We start from the raw sequence: 19221 nt of genomic DNA, 5'->3' as shown, positions 1-19221 counted from the left end.
TTACATAAGGATAAACATGTCTTTTCGTGACCGATTATTGGCCTTAACTATTGTGATGGTGTGGGGCGTGAATTTTGTGGTGATCAAAGTGGGGTTGCAAGGCATGCCGCCGCTACTCTTGGCAGGTTTACGATTCGCTTTGGTGGTTTTCCCGGCGATCTTGTTTATTCCACGCCCTAAGCTGCCGCTAAAATGGCTGTGCGCTTATGGGCTGACCATCAGCTTTGGGCAATTTGCGCTGCTTTTTTGGGCGTTGAATGTGGGACTTGCGGCGGGGTTAGCATCGCTGCTATTACAAGCACAAGCTTTTATCACCTTGCTTTTTGGTGTATTGCTGCTTAAAGAGCGCGTTCGCCTACACAATGTTATTGCGGTGAGCATTGCTGGTATTGGTATTTATTTACTGGCGGCGGCTCAAGAGCAAGGCAGTGCTTCTGTCACGCAGTTTACCTTGGTGCTGATTTTGGGGGCCGCGACGTGCTGGGCGCTGGGTAACATTACCAACAAGGTGATCATGCAACGTTACGTGGTACCGACAATGTCTCTGATCGTTTGGAGTGCTTTGGTGCCAACCGTTGCATTTTTTATCGCTTCTTTTGTGGTGGAAGGGCCGTCGCAGATTGTCGATTCATTGGTGCATATTGAGTGGCACAATGTGCTGTCGATTGTTTACCTTTCGTTGCTCGCAACCATCGTTGGTTATGGTGGCTGGAGCAACTTGTTAAGTCGCTATCCAACCGCCATGGTTGCTCCGCTTTCACTCTTGGTTCCGGTATTTGGTTTGCTTAGTGCGTGGGTATTATTGGATGAAAACCTCAGCGTGTTCCAAATACTCGGTGTTGTGGTGATTGCGCTTGGTCTGGTGATTAATGTGTTCGGGCAACAATGGTTCTGCGCCAGAGCCACGCAAAAAGCGGCGACGGCGGAGAAATAGCCAAAAGAGAAAAGTTGTTTTCCGATCCAGTTTTGCTCTCAGCTCTTCAAGCGAAAATTTGAAGAGCTGATTTTTTTGTCTTTATTCGGATTAGTTAGCCAAATAATCCGCCATGATTTTGTCGACGTCGATGCGTTTTAGCCCTTGATTTAGAATCTCCTGCCAACGTTGGCCATCTTGGTTATTAGTAAACGCAACGTGGAGAGATTTCTCGACAAGCAGTTTCGGGTTCATCTGCAAATCGGCTTTGAAAGGTTGTAAAGCAGGCGTGTTGTCGAGCAAATATTGGAAAACGTTACTGTCGATGACGGCCAGTGGAATACGCTTGTGCCCTAACTTAGTTAGGTTTTGGCTATCACTGTTTACTGCTTCGGATTTCAACGTGCCGTTGGCGATCATTTGATCGAGTTCATCGGTGTTCACATAACCGCGTACCACGCCGATGGTATACGACTTGAGGTCGGCCAAAGCAGACCATTGTACTGGCTTCGCTTTATTTTCAGCAAAGCCTAGAGGGCCAAGGCCGATGGAATCAGAAAAAAGCAAGTCGCTGGATTCAAAAAGATATTCAGGAAAGTAGCCTGCGTAGCGAGCGTCGTTTTTAGCCAAATGAACCGCTCGTTCCCACGGATAGAACTCGACTTTCAGTTCATGCCCCATCTCTTTAAGCGCAGCGCTAACGACCGCAATCGAAGCACCTTTCTGTTTTAGCTGTGGTGAGGAGTAGGGCGGCCACTCAAGTGAGGTGAGAGTAAGTACATCGGCTTTGAGCAATGGAGAAAAAATAAGGGCCAGTGAAATCAATGCCTGTTTTAATAGTGTCATGCGATTTTCCTCTGTCAGGGTTTCTTTGAGCATAGTTAAAGCGACACAAGAATCAAACGCTTGCTGGTCACTTTTCGATTTCTTAAAAGCTTATTGTTAAAGTTGGATTACTTGGTTTCTACCAGCGTGTTTGGCCTGATACATGGCTTTATCTGCTGCTTCCAACAGTTCGTCGAGTGTTGTTTGCGAGGAGCATTCAGCCACGCCAATACTGACGGTCATTTGAATCGTGTGATGTTTTTCCAATAGAGGATTTTCCATCACTGCTTTGCGGATGGCATAAGCTTTATACATAGCGTGGCTGCGATTATAACGAGAGAGTACGAGAGCAAACTCTTCGCCGCCGATGCGGCAAAAAATGTCTCTTTCGGATAAGTATTGATCGCACAAGCGAACAAAATGAATCAGCGCTTTGTCGCCAATTTTGTGGCCAAAGGTGTCGTTGATGGCCTTAAAATGGTCGAGGTCTAAAACTAGGACGAAAAAGCGTTCATTGTTCTTACGAGCGGAGGCAAACTCTTTGCCAGCTTGCTCCATAAAATGACGGCGATTACTCACATTGGTCAGGCTATCTCGTGTGGCTTCGAGATAAATTTTATTCTCATAGGCGCTGCGGTTTTTTTCTTCTGCCAAGAGGATGAAACGGGTCACAACAACTGCCACCAGTGAAAAGAGAATAATGACCAGTGTAATATTTGGCAGTACGGTGGTGCTGGGCAAATTCGGTGCCCAAAGGATCTTCGCCACTGGCGTGCCCGTTGGTGAAAGCAGCGTCATGCTTTCTTCATTTTTGCCGACAACGTACGTGGTTGGCACAACATGAAGATGACCCAAATTGTATTTCTTGGCTAAATGTAAGATGTAGTCGTTATCCATCTTAATTCCAATGGCCAGAAAACCATTTTGCCGTGGTTGGTAATTGGATTCATCAATAAAGGGGCCAACAACGATCAGATAGAGATCGTTATTGATCGTGATGTAGCCGCTGGTGAGCTTTTTTTCTTCTTCATTTGGATAGTTTGTGTCACTGAGTTGATTAAAATCATCGTTCATAATCTCATCAACGGTTAATGCTTGACTATTTTCATTATTGACTAACAGTGACTTATTGAGCCTTTTTTCAAATGCCAAGCTAAAAGCTAGATCATAGCTATTAATTAAAAAGCTACCAGTATTGATTCTTATCCATTCTTCGTCGTTTTCGTGAAATATTTTAAAATAGGCTTCATCCCAATAAGTATATTCGCTCAATATATCTTGATGATGCTTTTTTTCTACGTTTAATGCTAGCGAAACGCGTTGTTTGAACTCAGATGAAGACATGTCATCCAAAGAAATCAGGATGTAATAGAGGCTGCCAATGATAGCGACAGCGAGCATGAAAAATAGCCAAGAAATAACGGATAACACAGATCTTGTGGAAACAAAGCTGCGATCAACCAGTCTTATCATGCTTGCTTGTCCTTTCTCTCGTCGCGACGATTCAAATGTGTTGAGTATAGTTTAGTTTGCTAAAATGCGTAAATTTTTCAGCAAGGTATCTTAGCTCAAAGAACAATTGATATTTAAAGTTAGTGACAATGATCACTAATAGTAAAAGTTGGGTAGATCAGCCATGCATAGAAGATAACGAATCGAATGGCTTTATCCTATTTGATTATAAAAATATTAATCTATTTAAAAATCATGAAAATTAATTATTAAATAGTATTGATGAGGTTTCAACTTATTTCTTTTTGGTTGTTTCTATTTTATTAGCAATGAAAGAAGAATGTTTTCCTATTTTTCTAAAAGAGGGAAATATCTTATTTTCGACAGGGGATTTTTATTTTCAATATCGCGCTAGTAATAAATTCATCAGGTGAATTTCTTGTTTGCAAGCAAATCTGTTCGGTGATGAAATATTCCCTTCTAAAAAGTAATGTTTTTAGCGTTTAAAATACTATTTGTGAAATGTAAGTTTTCGCAATCAGAGGGTGAGCTTCATTTTTGATACAAGCATAATTGCGCGAATGTAACAAAGTATTGCGTTGTGTAACAATTTGACCACATGAAAAATAGTGTTTTTGTTTTCGTGTTGCAGATTGTGACCCAATTGCATGCGGCGATGCATATGCTCAACAAAAATAAAATTCTAATGACTATAACGACCTTATTGCACCTAGCTTGTAACGCACAAGTGTGGCCAATAAAGGTCATCAAGACATCGAGAAAGTAAATGAAAGCCTCAAGATATATACGCATCTTGCCGAGGGCTGGGCTTGCTATTGTCGCGCTCATGCTCTGCGGATGCGATTATGCTTTGCTCAATCCGAAAGGCGCTATTGGTGTACAGGAAAAAGAGTTGATCATTACAGCTCTGTTGTTGATGCTCATTGTGGTTATCCCCGTGATCCTAATGACTATCTACTTCTCCTTTAAATACCGTGCAGCGAATACGGAAGAAGAGTATGCACCTGAATGGTCTCACTCGACCAAAATTGAGGTGGTGGTATGGACGATCCCTATCATCATCATCGCGGTGCTTGCCACCATCACTTGGCGTTCTACCCATGATTTGGAGCCCTCAAAACCGCTGGTCAGCGATGTCAAACCGATGACCATCGAAGTGGTCTCCTTGGATTGGCAGTGGCTGTTTATCTACCCAGAGCAGCATATCGCGACGACCAATCATGTTGTGTTTCCTAAAGATGTGCCTATCGAGTTTAAGCTCACCTCAGACAACATTATGAACTCCTTCTTCATTCCAAGTTTGGGCAGCCAGATTTACGCGATGCCAGGTATGGTGACGCGCCTGCACTTGATTGCCAATCATGATGGCGATTTTGATGGTGTTGCCGCGAGCTACAGCGGTGAAGGGTTCTCGCACATGAAGTTTACCGCGACCGCAACGGCCGATCAGGCGAGCTTTGATGCTTGGGTTAACCAAGTGAAATCGAGCCCTGAACAATTGCCGGATCTGCCTGCATACAAGGCGTTGGCGCAGCCAACTATTGATGCACCAGTGAAGTACTTCTCCACTGTCGTCCCCGAACTGTTCGCCAACGTGGTGACTCAGTATCCGGGCTCAATGAACGCGAGCTTTGATGCGGCTTGTCTGGTCGAAGATGAAGGATAACCCATGTTTGGTAGATTAACGCTTGAATCGATTCCGTATCATGAACCTATCATCATGATTACGTTGGCCGTGGTTGCCCTGGCGGGTCTTGCAGTGGTGGCTTTCGTCACCAAAGCAGGCAAATGGCAATATTTATGGAATGAATGGTTTACCTCGGTAGATCACAAAAAACTGGGCTTTATGTACATTGCCGTTGCGATGGTGATGCTACTACGCGGTTTTGCCGATGCGGTAATGATGCGTAGCCAACAACTGCTTTCCTCGGCAGGCGAGGCGGGCTACTTACCGCAGCACCACTACGATCAGATCTTCACCGCACACGGTGTGATTATGATTTTCTTTGTTGCCATGCCGCTGGTGATTGGTCTGATGAACATCATTGTTCCACTGCAGATTGGTGCCCGTGACGTTGCTTTCCCATACCTAAACAACTTGAGCTTTTGGCTGTTTATGGTTGGGGTGGTGCTGACCAACTTGTCGCTTGGTCTCGGTGAGTTTGGCCGTACGGGTTGGCTGGCGTATCCGCCGCTGTCTGGTATTGATGCCAGCCCAGGCGTCGGGGTCGACTACTGGATTTGGGCGCTGCAAATTTCCGGTGTGGGAACGACGCTCTCTGGGGTGAACTTCTTTGTCACCATTTTGCGGATGCGTGCGCCATCCATGCCGATGATGAAGATGCCTGTGTTCACTTGGGCTTCTCTCTGCTCTAATATTTTGATCATCATTTCGTTCCCGATCCTGACCGTGACGATCGCGCTGCTGACGTTGGATCGCTACCTCGGCATGCACTTCTTCACCAATGACATGGGCGGCAACATGATGATGTATGTCAACCTGATTTGGGCTTGGGGCCACCCAGAAGTGTACATCCTTGTGCTGCCAGTCTTCGGCGTGTTCTCGGAAGTGACCGCGACATTTGCGCGTAAGAAACTGTTTGGTTACACCTCTTTGGTGTGGGCAACGATTGTGATTACTGTGCTGGCTTTCGTGGTTTGGTTGCATCACTTCTTTACCATGGGTTCTGGCGCAAACGTAAACGCCTTCTTTGGTATCGCTACCATGATCATTTCCATCCCGACTGGGGTGAAAATCTTTAACTGGCTGTTCACCATGTACAAAGGCCGCATCAAATTCACCACGCCAATGCTTTGGACCGTGGGCTTTTTGATCACCTTTACCATTGGTGGTATGACTGGCGTATTGATGTCTGTACCGGGCGCTGATTTCGTGCTGCACAACTCGGTATTTTTGATTGCGCATTTCCATAACGTGATCATCGGCGGGGTGGTGTTTGGCTGTTTCGCTGCGATAACGTACTGGTTCCCGAAAGCGACCGGTTTCACGCTCAACGAAGCGTGGGGCAAGCGTGCATTCTACTGCTGGATTATCGGCTTCTGTATGGCCTTCTTGCCGCTGTATGCGCTCGGCTTTATGGGCATGACGCGTCGTATCAGCCAAGATCTTAACCCTGAGTTCTTCCCTCTGCTGGCGATTGCCGCAGCAGGTACGGCGGTGATCGCGCTGGGCGTTTTGTGCCAGTTCGTGCAGATTTTTGTCAGCGTTCGCGATCGCAAGCAGAACCTTGACCTGACTGGCGACCCGTGGGATGCACGTACGCTGGAGTGGTCAACCTCTTCTCCACCGCCATTCTATAACTTCGCCATTTTGCCGAAAGGCGACGAGATTGATGCTTTCTGGTATCAGAAGCAGCGTGGTGAGTTTGATCCAATGAACGAGGTCGAGTATGAGCCAATCCACATGCCGAAAAATACCCCAACGGGGATGTATGTTTCCGCGTGGGCAATGGCCTTTGGCTTTGCGATGATCTGGTACATCTGGTGGCTGGCGGCGGCAAGCTTGGTCGGCATTGTGATCACCTGTATCAGACATAGCTACAACGACGACGTGGATTACTACGTGCAAGTGGACGAAATCAAAGCGATTGAAGCTGAGCGACGTGCAAAATGGGCACAAGCGAAGCAGGCTCACAACGCGCCAGAGAAGAAAGATGAGATGGAGGTGACCTATGCACGCTGATGCTCACACTCACGATCACCACGATACCGGTGGCAACAAGCTATTCGGTTTCTGGATCTACCTGATGAGTGACTGCATTCTGTTTGCCACTCTGTTTGCCACTTACGCCGTGTTGGTTTCTGCCAATGCGGGCGGGCCGATCGGCAAAGATATTTTTGAATTGCCGTTCGTTTTCACCGAAACCATGTTACTACTGCTGAGCAGTATCACCTTTGGTTTTGGCATGATTGCGATGAAACGTCGCGATGTGACGACGATGAAGCGTTGGCTCGCCATCACTTTCTTGCTCGGCTTGGGCTTTATTGCCATGGAGATCTACGAGTTTCATCACCTGATTGCAGCAGGGTTTGGCCCGCAGCGCAGCGCGTTCCTCTCTGCTTTCTTCACGTTGGTGGGCACACATGGTCTGCACGTGAGCTTTGGTTTGATCTGGCTGGCGGTGTGCTACCACCAACTGAGCACTAAAGGTCTCAATGCCATGATGGAAACGCGTTTCCAATGCTTGAGCTTGTTCTGGCACTTCCTCGACATCGTCTGGATCTGTGTCTTCACCATCGTTTACCTGTTAGGAGTAATGTAATGAGCAATCAACATGCAGATACAGGTGCGCGCGATTACGTAAAAGGGTTTGTGTTTGCACTGGTTCTAACCGTGATCCCTTTCTACTTTGCGTGGTCACAAAGCCTGCCACAAGCGGTAACCTACGCTGTGCTCCTTGGCTGTGCTGTGGTGCAGATCGTCGTTCACTTTGCCTACTTCCTACACATGGAAGTGAAAAGTGAAGATGGCCGCTGGAACATGGTCTCCCTAGTGTTCAGTGCGATTGTGGTGCTTATTCTGGTCGCAGGCTCTCTGTGGATCATGTGGCACTTGCATCAAAACATGATGTTAAAGGTGTGAGATGCTGAAAAGTTACCTGTCTATTACTAAGCCAGGCATCATTTTCGGTAATCTGATTTCCGTTGCAGCGGGGTTTTTCCTCGCTGCAAAAACGGAAGGCGCAAACTGGGGACTGATGGGGCCAACCTTATTTGGCGTAGCGCTGGTGATTGCCTCTGGCTGCGTGATCAACAATATTTTTGATCGCGATATCGATGTCAAAATGGCGCGTACTGCGAAGCGCGACTTAGTGTTGGGTAAAGTCAACAGCGACCACGCGTTTGTCTACGCTTTGGTGATGCTGCTGGCGGGGACCGCCACCTTGTATACCTTGGTCAACCCACTCTCGACGGTGATCGTGCTGCTTGGCTACGTGTTTTACGTCTTTTTCTACACCATGATCTACAAACGCACCTCAGTGTACGGCACGCTGGTGGGCAGCATCTCTGGTGCCGTACCGCCACTGGTCGGCTATTTAGCCGTGACCAACTACATTGATATTGAAGCCGTACTGCTGTTTGTCTTGTTCAGCCTGTGGCAAATGCCGCACTCCTACGCTATCGCCATGTTCCGTTTAAACGACTATCGCCAAGCGGGCATTCCGGTATTGCCTGTGATTGACGGGATTGAAAAAGCGCAGCGCCACATGAAAGCGTATGTGGTGGCGTTTGCCGTTGTTGCGCTCGCCTTGTTTGCTCTTGGCAGTGCGGGGTATGAGTATCTGGCCGTGGCGTCGTTGGTTAGTGGCTATTGGCTTCTTGTCACCTTTAAACCTGTGACGCAGCAGAATTACGAAAGCTGGGCGCGCTCGGTGTTTAAAATTTCGCTGCTGGTAGTGATGAGCATCAGCGGTGTGTTAGGCATGGAGCTGTTGCCGCTCTCGATCTAAACTTTCTGCTTTTACAGGGGCGCAGCGTGTTCCGCTGCGCCCATTGCTTTATTCCAAGTTACCTTCTTGCGTCATTCTCTCACTATTGCGACTCAACAGACGGTCGAAATGCGGATTGCCCTGCAAGCTTTCTAAATCGGGCTCGTTGTTGATCAAATCGCGGATGGAAGGGCTGGCGTCAATCGCACGTTGCAGATCTTCAATCGCTTGCTCTTCTACCCCCAATCGCGAATAGGCACAAGCACGTTGGTAGAGCGCCGGGCCGTTGGTGTTGTCCATCTCCAGCACGCGATTACATAGGCTCAGTGCCCAGTTGTATTCTCTGATCTCCATCGCAGCGTCGGCTTTATAAGTTAACGCTTCCAAATCGCCCGGGCGAATGGCAAGAATTTCATCGTACACATCGATTCTTTGCTCTGCGGTAGGCATGCTTTGTGCGCGCAGCCATAAATTGTGGATCTCGTTGATGATCTCAATTTCTCGGTTGTTTTCGCTGATGATGCGAGTTTTGCGCTTCAAATCTCGTTCAAGCGCGATGAACTTCTTTTCGTATTTTTCTGCAATGGTTTCCAAACGCTTGTCGGCCATCTCTTTGGTGTTGTGCTTGAATTCACGCAGCGATTGCCAACCGACAAAAGCGATCAGCGACGCAACCCCGGCGATAATGTAGAAAAAGTAGGTGACCGTGACGTTGGCATAGTTGAGTGATTTATCCGCCACCGACAGCTCGCGATCGGTGATCTGTACCGTTAGGCGTCTTTCCAAATCCTGCTGGTCTTGGCGCAGCGCTTTGAGTTCATCCAGTATGTACCTTTCCATCAGTGGTCGGTCGAGCAGTTCGCTTTGTGAATAGCTTTGCTCTTCTGCGATGGCTGGCACGAGCAAGCTCATCAGCGCGATCAGAGTGAGTAAAATTCGCATATCGATATCCAATTGTTTTGTCTTGATTGTTTTCTGAGAGTGGCCCCTTCTGATTAGGATAATAAATTTAGAGTACGAATTATTTTAAAAACGGACAACCATCCTGTTAAGTGTGATCAAGGTCACGAAATGAGGTGTTTAACGTTAAGGTATAAAGGATTTTTCTGAGTAATCAAGCCAATTAGAGAATCTTCCCTCATCTCTTAATGAGCGTTTTGTTGTTAGATTAAAGTTTTGTGTTCTAATTATTTAGTTTGCGTTTATGGGTTATTTTATGTGATAATAATCACGTTTTTGGCGATGAAAAGGCCATTTATTTGCTTTTTAACCGCCGATAATGGCCATAATAAATAGGAATTTTAATTAGAGCTCGATGGAAATGTATCTGCATATGATTACTTCTGCTCCCTGGGTGATGTACCCTGAAATTGCACAACACTCAGCCAATAAATGGACCTTTAGACAACCGAAAGTGACCGATGGCGATGCGATCTACAGTTTGATCGCCGATTGTCCGCCACTGGATATGAACTCATCCTACTGCAATTTTCTGCAATCGACCCACTTTCGCCAAACCTGCATCGTTGCCGAACACCAAGGCGATGTCGCGGGTTTTATCTCCGGCTATCAGAAACCGGAAGAGCCTGACGTACTGTTCGTTTGGCAAGTTGCGGTGGCGCCTCGCTATCGCGGTAAGGGCTTGGCATTTCGCATGCTCGACAAGCTACTCAATCGCCAGCAGCTTAAACAGGTTCGAGCGGTCGAAACCACCATTACCGAACAAAATCAAGCCTCTTGGGCGCTGTTTGAAAAGCTGGATGAGCAGCACGGCAAACGAGGCAAAGTAACTACTTTTCTCGATGAAGACGCCCATTTTAAAGGCAAACACGATACGGAATACCTCTATCGTATTCCGCTAGACACTCCTCAATAAATAGGAATCAAAAACGGTCTCAACATGGATATTTTTACTCAGCAAGAATCCAACGTTCGTTCATATTCAAACCACTTTCCGGTGGTCTTTCACAAAGCTAAAGGGTGTTGGCTGGAAACGGAAAATGGAGAGCGCTACTTAGATTTCCTTGCCGGTGCAGGATCTCTCAACTACGGCCACAACAACCCTGTGCTAAAACAAGCGCTACTCGAATACATTGAAATGGACGGCTTAACCCACGGGTTAGACATGCACTCCAGTGCCAAAGCCACCTTTTTGGACACCTTCCAACGCATAATTCTGCAACCTAGATCGCTTAACTACAAAATGCAGTTTACAGGTCCAACGGGGACCAACGCGGTGGAAGCGGCGCTAAAACTGGCGCGTAAAGTGAAAGGCAGAAGCAATGTGGTGGCTTTCACCAATGGTTTTCACGGCTGTAGCGCAGGAGCGCTGGCGGCGACAGGTAACCAGCACCATCGCCAAGGCGCGGGCATGACTTTGCCTAACATCACTCGTATTCCGTTTGAAGGCTATGCGGGTGTCGACGGGCTGGCGCTGTTTGAAACCATGCTCGGTGACAACTCTGCGGGTATGGATAAACCAGCGGCAGTGCTGTTAGAAACCGTGCAGGGGGAAGGGGGCTTAAACGCCGCGTCGACCTCTTGGCTTAAACGCCTTAGTGCGCTCTGTAAGCGCCACGATATTTTGCTGATTGTCGATGACATTCAAGCCGGTTGTGGTCGCACAGGGACGTTTTTCAGCTTTGAACCAGCGGGCATCGTGCCCGATATGGTGACGCTGTCGAAATCGCTCAGCGGTTATGGTTTACCGATGGCGGTGCTGCTGCTCAAACCAGAGCTTGATGTTTGGAAACCCGGTGAACACAACGGCACGTTTCGCGGTAATAACCACGCCTTCGTCACCGCGACCAGCGCGCTGGAAATCTACTGGTCGAATGATGACTTTAGCCGTCACATTCAGCAATGTGCCCAGCAAGTGAGTGACGTTGTCACTCGGACGGTGCAGCGTTTTCCGGAACTGTTCGTACGCCAAAAAGGGCGAGGCATGATGAGTGGTATTGAGTGCCAAAACGGTGAAGTTGCCAGAGCCATTGCTGCCGACTGCTTTGAGAAAAGAATGGTGATTGAAACCGCCGGGCCAAATGATGAAGTGGTGAAGTTTTTCTCACCTCTGACCATCACCGAAAGCGAGCTCAAACAAGGGCTAGAGATCTTCGAACAGGCGGTCGAATCCGTCGCAGCCAGCCATTTTAAAAACGTCGGTTAACTAAGGAAGAACAATGATTGTAAGAACGCTAGAAGAGTGCCAAAACAGCGAACGTCGTGTGGTCGCACAAAACTGGGAAAGTGTGCGCATGCTACTTAAAGACGACAATATGGGTTTTTCGTTCCATATCACCACGATTTATCAAGATAGCGAAACCCATATCCACTACAAAAACCACCTTGAATCGGTGTACTGCATCAGAGGTGAAGGCGAGATCGAAGTGGTGGGTGGCAAGACCTATCCAATCAAACCCGGCACCTTGTACATCCTCGATCAGCATGACGAACATTTCCTGCGCGCCTACAAAGACAAAGAGATGGTGATGGCGTGTGTGTTTAATCCGCCAATCACTGGCGCAGAGGTGCACGACGAGCACGGCGTCTATCCGCTGGTTGACTGATTCAACCTTGAAGTGGAGCGCCTTGCTGTTCCACTTCTTCTCCCTCTCCCCACGTTAGTAACTAACCAAGGAATCTTCATGATTTATACCGTAGAAAAAATCGGCGGTACTTCAATGACAGCGTTTGACGCTGTGTTAGACAACATCATCCTGCGCCCCGCCAATCCTTACCATCGTGTGTTTGTCGTTTCGGCTTACGGCGGCATGACTGATGCGCTCCTCGAAGGCAAAAAAACCGCCAAACCGGGCGTTTACCAACACATTGCCAAGCGCAACGACGAGTGGCAGGAGTCGCTGTGTGAAGTGGAGCAGCGCATGCTGCTGATGAATGAAAACATCTTTGCCGATCCGATGAATCGACTGCGTGCTGACAAATTTATCCGTTCGCGCATCGCTGAAGCGCGTAACTGCATTACCAATATTTTAGAAACCTGCCAGTATGGGCAGTTTTCTTTGCGCCACTATTTGCCGCAAATTCGCGAGTTTCTCGCCTCAATTGGTGAAGCGCATAGCGCGTTTAATACTGCGCTCAAGTTAAAAAGCGTCGGCATCAACGCGCGTTTTGTCGATCTCTCGGGCTGGAATACCGAAGAACCCAAATCTTTGGATGAGACGATCAACACGGCGTTTGCCAGCATCGACCTGACACAAGAGCTGCCAATCGTCACGGGCTACGCGTACTGTAAAGAAGGGTTGATGAGCACCTACGATCGCGGTTATAGCGAGATGACCTTTAGCCGTATTGCCTCACTCACCAATGCTGATCTGGCGGTGATTCACAAAGAGTACCATTTGAGCTCCGCCGATCCGCGTGTGGTAGGTCCGGGCAAAGTGTTACCCATTGGCCACACCAACTATGATGTTGCCGATCAACTGGCGAATTTGGGGATGGAAGCGATCCACCCTAATGCGGCGGCGGGTCTGCGTGAAAGTGGCATTGAACTGCAGATCAAAAACACTTTTGAACCTGAACATCCGGGCACGCTGATCTCGGCAGACTACGTACCACAAACGGAGAAAGTGGAGATCATTGCAGGTAAAGAGAAGGTATTTGCTCTGCATCTTTTTGACCAAACCATGGTCGGTCAGGTGGATAATGTCAGTTATGAGTTGATGGAAATCATCTCCGAGGCACGAGTGAGTTTGATTGGTAAAGAGATGAACGCTAACTCAATCACCTATTATCTGGGTGGCAGTGCAGAAAATCTTAACCAAGTGCTGTACAAAGCGGAAAAGCGCTACCCCAAAGCGTCGACAAAAGGGCGTATGGTGGCGTTGATTTCCGCCATAGGTTCGCAAATGGATACCAATAAAACGCTGGCCAAAGGGGTGAGCTGCTTAATGAGTAACGGCGTGACGCCAGCAGCACTGCACTCGTCCATGCGCAACGTCAATGTGCAGTTTGTGGTCAGTGACAAAGAGTATCGCAAAGCGATCTGTGCCCTGCATGAGACGTTTTTTGAAACGAAAATGGCCGCGCCAATCAAAACCGAACAGGTGGCATAAGCCGCCTAGCCACAAGGTTCATCCAGATTGTGCTAGTAAAATAAGGGAGGCTTGCCTATCGCAAGCCTCCCTTATTTGATGGTGCATGGTCAATGTGTTTCAGCCGTAAAGCACGTTTACTGTGACTGCTGGTGGCAAAAACTGGCTACGTTTAGATCTCCGCGGGGCAGCGTGGAAAACAGATGCCCAGATTGCGCAGCAAACTCCGCTACTTTCTCTTGCATCGCGATGCTGAACTGATGGTTTTCAGCCACCAAACACCAGAAGCCGCTTGATACTGCCAACTCAAAATCGCTGATCGGCGTGTTGGAGATATCCAGCTCTCTTAGCTGGAGCAGCTCACCAATATCTAGGCTGGTCAAGGGGTTATTGTTTAGTTCCACTTCAAACACGTTAATCGCCTTAACCACATCCACACTTTGCAACTGATTATTAGCTAAAGAGAGGTAAGTGAGTCGGCTGCCTTCTGGCAATGTCACGCTTCCTAACTGGTTGTCGTTTGCGGTCAGCTCAAAGGTTTGAGGGTTGTGAGTCAGATCCAGCGTTTTGAGCTGGTTCCCTTGTACATCAAGCACGACCAGATCAGGGTTAGCGGAGATATCCAGCGTCGACAATTGGTTGTCTGCCAACATCAATTGTTGCAACTTAGGGTGCTTACTCGCATCAAACTGCTTGAGACTCATGCCGGATGCTCCCAGTATTTCTAGATTGTTCAGCGCGGCAAAATCCACACTGGTCACGCCACTGTAACTGATATCCAAACTGTGCAACTGCGTTACATCACCAGTAAGCTGAGTCAAACTTGGCACCTTTTCCATTAGCAAGGTTGTCAGTTTCTCGTTGTGGCTGAAATCGAGCGCTTTCAGCTTGGTGTCACTGGCCCATAGTTGTTCCAGCTCTACAAAAGGACGCAGATTTAACGTGCTGATTGGGTTTTTATCCAAGATGAGCATTTTCAGCGGAATCCCCTCAGCAAAAGTAAGGGCAGTGAGTTGGTTATCGGATGCGGAGAAGGTCGTCAGCGCGGTGAGCTCGGACATATCAAGTGCAGCGAGCTGGTTACCATTGACGGCCAACGCAATCAGAGCTGGCATTTTAGTCAAATTGAGCTCAGATAACTGGTTCTGCGTCAAGATTAAACGCTGCAAAGAAGGCATGTCAGCCAATTGCAGCGTGGCCAATTCCGTGGAGCGAATTGCGACCGCTTCCAACGCGGTTGTGGCGGTTAAGTCGAGCGCAGGTAGTTTTGATTCACGAATGTCTAAATCAGTCAGTGCGCTGCTGTAAGACAGATCAAGGCTTTGCAACTGTGCGAGTTTTTCTATTCTCAAGCTTTGTAAGTCGGCCAGCGGTTTCAGGTCGACATGACTCAACGCACTGAGATACAGGGTAAGTTGCTCAATATCAGGGGTGTAGTTGGCATTGAAATCGCTGAGTTTCGGTGAGCGGATGATCATATTACGAAGATTCGGAAAAGCGGCGAGATCCATTGTGGTACTGATTTCATACCTGATAGGGCACTCAAGAGTCACCACGTCGGTGACTGCGCTCCAGTGATGATGATCTCGCAGGTTTTCGACACAGCGTTGCATTTCTGGGTCACGATAGCGGATCGAAGAGAAGCTGCCATCTTTGGGCACAATGGTGAGATCTACCGAACTCACACTGCGCCCGTGTTGATCATCAACCACCTGCACTGAAATGCGGATTTTATTGGCAGCCCCGGGCTGATACGCGGGGACAGTCAGTTGAGCTTCAGCGCTATCTTCGTTGCTCAGGCTTGCCTCTGGTCCTGATAATTGCGCCCAGCTGTACTCTGTAATTGTACCGTCGCTGTCACTCGCGTTGGCCGTTACTGTCAATGGGGTGCCTTCTTGGACCGTTTGGTTGTCACCAAGTGAAACGACGGGTCTTTGGTTGCCGTTGTTGGCGTGCACCGTAATCACCTGACCAGATTTGGCGCTGGCGCCAAGATTGTCGGTGACTTTGACATCAAACTGAATGAGCTCGTCTTTATCGACGTCGGGAACCGCAAAGGTGGGATTAAATGAGGTTGGGTCTGACAGTGTGACTGTTGGTCCACTCAGTTGCTGCCAATAGATATTGGCTATGCTGCCATCGCTATCGGTAGCACTGGCGTGTAAGCGTACTTCTTGGGCTCCTTCTTGCACCGCAAAAGGTTTTTCAAGATAAAGGACAGGCGCTTGGTTTTGACTGTTATCGGGTTGATATTTGACCGTGACGGCAACGGTGTCGGTTGCTTGTTGCCCTTTCGGATCGGTGACGGTTAATCGGAAGGCATAACGGGTATCAACCACCACTTGAGGTGTCTCAAAGGTAAGTTGTTCACTGTCGATGCCTTGAAGGTTGAGAGTAGGGCCTTCAATTTGCTGCCATTGGAATGTCAGTACATCGCCATCAGGATCACTGTGTTGAGCCAGCAATTCGATCGGTAGTAAAGGTTCGGTGGTGATATCTTGGCCCAGCTCAACTGACGGTGGGCGGTTTTGTGGTGTAGCAGGTGTATCGGCAGATCCGCCCGAGTCACCACCACAGGCGCTCAGTACGCTGACGGTTGCCGCCAGTAAGGTTTTTTTCAGCATGACTTTCTCGCTTGATGTTTTTATAAAAGTAATTTCCGTATATAAAACCATCACCATATTGATGGGGTTAATATGTAATCGATTGCTTTGGCTGGTTTGTGTGAAGTGAGTTCAAGTTATGAGCATTAACTGCCGCAAGTGCAAAGTATTGGTTGACGTTAAAATGAGCAAAAAAAGCGAGCCCGATGGCTCGCTTGAGGAAGGTGTTTGATGTTAGCCACGACCAAGCATGCGAGCCATGGTCGCGTCTTTATCCACCCATTGATGTTTTAATACCGCCAGTATGTGCACCAGCAGTATCGCGATGATAATCGGCGGCGCGGTGTGGTGAATCACTGAGCCAACTTCTTGCATCCATGGCGTTTTTTCACTGGCAGTCACTAAGGTGAAACCAAATACCTCGAGCGCCCGTCCTGCCCCAATATTCATCACCACACCAGAAATAGGCATGGCTAAAGTGGCTAATAGTAGTAAACCATGGACGGCTTTTGCGGCTTTCTCTTGCCATGCGGGCATCGGTGCGACAGGGGAAATCGCCCCTTCTTTGACGCGCCACACGATGCGAGCGATTGCCAACATCAGCACCAGCACGCCGAAGGATTTGTGTAACGCCACAATTTCGCCTTTTTCCGGCCCGCGAGGTAAGTCAGACATATACGCACCGACGGCAAACACGGTGATAAACGCTAAGGCAATTATCCAGTGCAGTGCAACCGACAGTTTTGAGTAGCTTTTATTATTGCTCATCATCCATTTCCCTATGTTGCTGTTTGTAGTTAAAAGTAAAGATAAAACAAGTATATGAATCTTGTTGTGTCTTAAAAGCGATCGTCTGCACAAAGTTTGAGCAAGCGTTTGAGGTTAAGACGGTTTTTAAACGCACGAGCGAACTTGGGATATGAATTATTTATGACGATTGCCAATTGCTATTGACCCAGTGGCGATAAAAAATAATATATACGCATATCCACATATGGAGATAATCATGTTACCTCATCAATTCTTTAAACTGTTGGCCGATGAAACGCGCGTGCGCTGCTTGCTGATGATCGCTCGTGAGCAGCGAGTGTGTGTCGCTGAGTTGACTCAAGCGCTTGGTGAGAGTCAGCCAAAGGTATCGCGTCACTTAGCGCTGCTGCGCTCAAGTGGCATTGTGACCGATCTTCGTCAAGGGCAGTGGGTATTTTACCGTTTAGCGGAAGATCTACCCGGTTGGATGAGAAAGCAGATTCAGGGCTTGGTGGAATCCAAGTGCTTAAAGCAAGAATACCAGCAAGATATTGAGCGGCTGGCGGCGATGGTTGATCGCCCACAGTGCTGTGTTTAATTAAGGAAAAAAGCATGTCTATAAAAGTCGGAATTAATGGATTTGGTCGTATCGGTCGTTTGGCATTGCGCGCGGCGTTCGACTGGCCAGAAGTTGAGTTTGTGCAGATCAACGATGTCGCGGGGGATGCCGCAACCTTAGCGCATCTGCTGGAATTTGATTCAGTACAGGGCCGCTGGCACCATGCGGTAAGTCATGAAGGTGAACAGATCGTCATTAATGGCAAAGTGATCAAGACCTCGCAGCAAAAATTGATTGAAGCGGTCGATTGGTCTGGCTGTGATGTCGTGATTGAAGCGACAGGAAAACATCGTAAGAGTGAATTTCTCAACCAATACCTCGCGCAAGGCGTGAAACGTGTGGTGGTTTCGGCTCCGGTAAAAGAAGAGGGCATCGCCAATATCGTGGTCGGTGTAAACGACCATATTTTCGACCCAGACAAGCACCGCATTGTTACCGCCGCGTCGTGCACGACCAACTGCATCGCGCCGGTGGTGAAGGTGATTCACGAGAGCTTGGGCATCGAGCAGTCTTCGTTTACCACCATTCATGATTTAACCAACACGCAAACCATTTTGGATGCGCCGCACAAAGATCTGCGCCGTGCTCGCGCCTGTGGCATGAGCCTGATCCCAACGACCACGGGTTCGGCGACCGCGATTGTGGAAATTTTCCCTGATCTAAAAGACAAAATTAATGGTCACGCAGTGCGTGTTCCACTGGCGAATGCGTCGCTGACCGACATCATTTTTGATGTGAAACGTGACACCACCGCCGAAGAGGTCAATGCACTACTTAAAGCCGCGTCACAAAACGAACTTCAGGGCATTTTGGGCTTTGAAGAGCGTCCTTTGGTGTCGATTGACTATCGGGGTGACCAGCGCTCAACCATCGTTGATGCGTTGTCGACCATGGTTGTCGGTAAGCGCATGGTGAAAATCTACGCGTGGTACGACAATGAAATGGGCTACGCCACTCGCACTGCGGAGCTCGTGCGCAAAGTCGGTTTGGCGTAAGGAGAGCAGAAATGACACATCCAACATGGGAACTGCCGCTCGAAGGCGGCGCGGCGCTGATTTTAACGCCTTGCCCAGGAACTAAAGGGACCTCGCTGGCAGACTCCCTTTCACAGCTCAAAGCACAAGGCGTGACGGCGATTGTCACGGCGATTAACCAGCACGAAATGGCGGAAAAAGGCGTTGAGGCTTTGCCTTGTGAAGCAGAGCAAGCAGGCATGCAATGGTTTCACGCGCCGATCGAGGACGATTGTGCGCCGGAAGCAGAGTTTGAGCAGCAATGGCAAAGTATCGCTCCGCAACTGCATGACGCGCTGAAAAAGGGCGAAAAAGTGGCCCTGCACTGCATGGGTGGTTCGGGGCGAACCGGGCTTTTGGCCGCGCATCTGCTGCTAGAGCAAGGATGGTCCTTAGAAGCGATCATCAGTAAAGTGCAGGCGCTCAGACCGGGGGCCTTTACCAAAGCGGTGCAGGTAGAGTACATCTCAAGCGTCGTCAAAGCATAATGAATGAGCGGCATTGGCCGCTCTTTTTCTCAGAGT

Annotated in this window: 18 protein-coding genes; 13 read left to right on the top strand and 5 right to left on the bottom strand. The window is 48.5% G+C overall.

Annotated features, from left to right (window positions below):
* The first annotated feature begins 16 nt into the window (after nt 1-16).
* Entirely contained in the window at nt 17-934 is a 918-nt protein-coding gene (locus tag EWA64_RS01440; RefSeq protein WP_061895443.1) for an EamA family transporter, read from the top strand.
* 90 nt (nt 935-1024) lie between these two features.
* Here the strand turns inward: EWA64_RS01440 and EWA64_RS01435 are convergent, their stop codons facing one another.
* On the bottom strand, nt 1025-1759 hold the full coding sequence (locus tag EWA64_RS01435; RefSeq protein ID WP_061895442.1) for a substrate-binding periplasmic protein: 735 nt from the start codon (nt 1757-1759) through the stop codon (nt 1025-1027).
* A gap of 96 nt (nt 1760-1855) precedes the next feature.
* Nucleotides 1856-3211, bottom strand: a complete 1356-nt coding sequence (locus EWA64_RS01430) for a sensor domain-containing diguanylate cyclase (protein WP_061895441.1) — start codon at nt 3209-3211, stop codon at nt 1856-1858.
* Between the two features lie 766 nt (nt 3212-3977).
* On the opposite strand from EWA64_RS01430, the gene cyoA reads away from it, so the two are divergent.
* From cyoA to cyoE, 5 genes are read left to right on the top strand one after another with little or no spacing between them, the layout of a single operon-like run.
* Nucleotides 3978-4877, top strand: a complete 900-nt coding sequence (cyoA, locus tag EWA64_RS01425; RefSeq protein WP_082796708.1) for a ubiquinol oxidase subunit II — start codon at nt 3978-3980, stop codon at nt 4875-4877.
* A 3-nt stretch (nt 4878-4880) separates the two neighbouring features.
* On the top strand, nt 4881-6914 hold the full coding sequence (gene cyoB, locus EWA64_RS01420; protein ID WP_061895440.1) for a cytochrome o ubiquinol oxidase subunit I: 2034 nt from the start codon (nt 4881-4883) through the stop codon (nt 6912-6914).
* Nucleotides 6904-7494, top strand: a complete 591-nt coding sequence (gene cyoC / locus EWA64_RS01415; protein ID WP_061895439.1) for a cytochrome o ubiquinol oxidase subunit III — start codon at nt 6904-6906, stop codon at nt 7492-7494. Before cyoB ends, cyoC begins: the two co-directional genes overlap by 11 nt.
* Entirely contained in the window at nt 7494-7814 is a 321-nt protein-coding gene (gene cyoD, locus EWA64_RS01410) for a cytochrome o ubiquinol oxidase subunit IV (protein WP_039436599.1), read from the top strand. Before cyoC ends, cyoD begins: the two co-directional genes overlap by 1 nt.
* A 1-nt stretch (nt 7815) precedes the next feature.
* The gene (gene cyoE, locus EWA64_RS01405) at nt 7816-8682 is read left to right on the top strand and encodes a heme o synthase (RefSeq protein ID WP_061895438.1); all 867 of its coding nucleotides are present in this window, start codon (nt 7816-7818) and stop codon (nt 8680-8682) included.
* A gap of 48 nt (nt 8683-8730) precedes the next feature.
* Here cyoE and EWA64_RS01400 read toward each other — a convergent pair whose 3' ends face one another.
* Nucleotides 8731-9603, bottom strand: coding sequence for a tetratricopeptide repeat protein (locus EWA64_RS01400; RefSeq protein WP_061895437.1), 873 nt, complete (start codon nt 9601-9603; stop codon nt 8731-8733).
* A gap of 391 nt (nt 9604-9994) precedes the next feature.
* Here EWA64_RS01400 and ectA point away from each other — a divergent pair, with 391 nt between their 5' ends.
* The 4 genes from ectA (at nt 9995) to EWA64_RS01380 (ending at nt 13733) form a co-directional block, all read left to right on the top strand.
* A complete protein-coding gene (ectA, locus tag EWA64_RS01395; protein WP_082796123.1) occupies nt 9995-10537 on the top strand; it encodes a diaminobutyrate acetyltransferase in 543 nt (180 codons plus the stop codon).
* A gap of 24 nt (nt 10538-10561) precedes the next feature.
* Complete coding sequence (ectB, locus tag EWA64_RS01390) at nt 10562-11827, top strand: diaminobutyrate--2-oxoglutarate transaminase (RefSeq protein WP_061895436.1); 1266 nt, start codon at nt 10562-10564, stop codon at nt 11825-11827.
* Between the two features lie 13 nt (nt 11828-11840).
* Nucleotides 11841-12227: an ectoine synthase gene (locus tag EWA64_RS01385; protein ID WP_061895435.1), complete on the top strand. Its 387-nt coding sequence runs from the start codon at nt 11841-11843 to the stop codon at nt 12225-12227.
* 78 nt (nt 12228-12305) lie between these two features.
* Nucleotides 12306-13733, top strand: coding sequence for an aspartate kinase (locus EWA64_RS01380; RefSeq protein WP_061895434.1), 1428 nt, complete (start codon nt 12306-12308; stop codon nt 13731-13733).
* Nucleotides 13734-13849: 116 nt separating this feature from the next.
* On the opposite strand, the gene EWA64_RS01375 is transcribed toward EWA64_RS01380, so the two are convergent.
* Both EWA64_RS01375 and EWA64_RS01370 read right to left on the bottom strand, forming a co-directional pair.
* Complete coding sequence (locus EWA64_RS01375) at nt 13850-16336, bottom strand: leucine-rich repeat domain-containing protein (protein WP_065860341.1); 2487 nt, start codon at nt 16334-16336, stop codon at nt 13850-13852.
* A 213-nt stretch (nt 16337-16549) separates the two neighbouring features.
* Nucleotides 16550-17083: a cytochrome b gene (locus tag EWA64_RS01370; RefSeq protein ID WP_061895432.1), complete on the bottom strand. Its 534-nt coding sequence runs from the start codon at nt 17081-17083 to the stop codon at nt 16550-16552.
* A 238-nt stretch (nt 17084-17321) separates the two neighbouring features.
* Between EWA64_RS01370 and EWA64_RS01365 the strand changes: the two genes are divergently transcribed.
* From EWA64_RS01365 to EWA64_RS01355, 3 genes are read left to right on the top strand one after another with little or no spacing between them, the layout of a single operon-like run.
* Nucleotides 17322-17663, top strand: coding sequence for a metalloregulator ArsR/SmtB family transcription factor (locus EWA64_RS01365; RefSeq protein ID WP_061895431.1), 342 nt, complete (start codon nt 17322-17324; stop codon nt 17661-17663).
* Between the two features lie 14 nt (nt 17664-17677).
* Nucleotides 17678-18679, top strand: a complete 1002-nt coding sequence (locus tag EWA64_RS01360) for an ArsJ-associated glyceraldehyde-3-phosphate dehydrogenase (protein ID WP_061895430.1) — start codon at nt 17678-17680, stop codon at nt 18677-18679.
* A gap of 11 nt (nt 18680-18690) precedes the next feature.
* Nucleotides 18691-19185: a cyclin-dependent kinase inhibitor 3 family protein gene (locus EWA64_RS01355; RefSeq protein ID WP_061895429.1), complete on the top strand. Its 495-nt coding sequence runs from the start codon at nt 18691-18693 to the stop codon at nt 19183-19185.
* Nucleotides 19186-19221: the final 36 nt, after the last annotated feature.

The sequence above is a fragment of the Vibrio cidicii genome (genome assembly GCF_009665415.1).
Classification (GTDB): domain Bacteria; phylum Pseudomonadota; class Gammaproteobacteria; order Enterobacterales; family Vibrionaceae; genus Vibrio; species Vibrio cidicii.
Note: the sequence above shows the minus strand (reverse complement) of the source record. Positions and strands in the feature narration are given on the sequence as shown.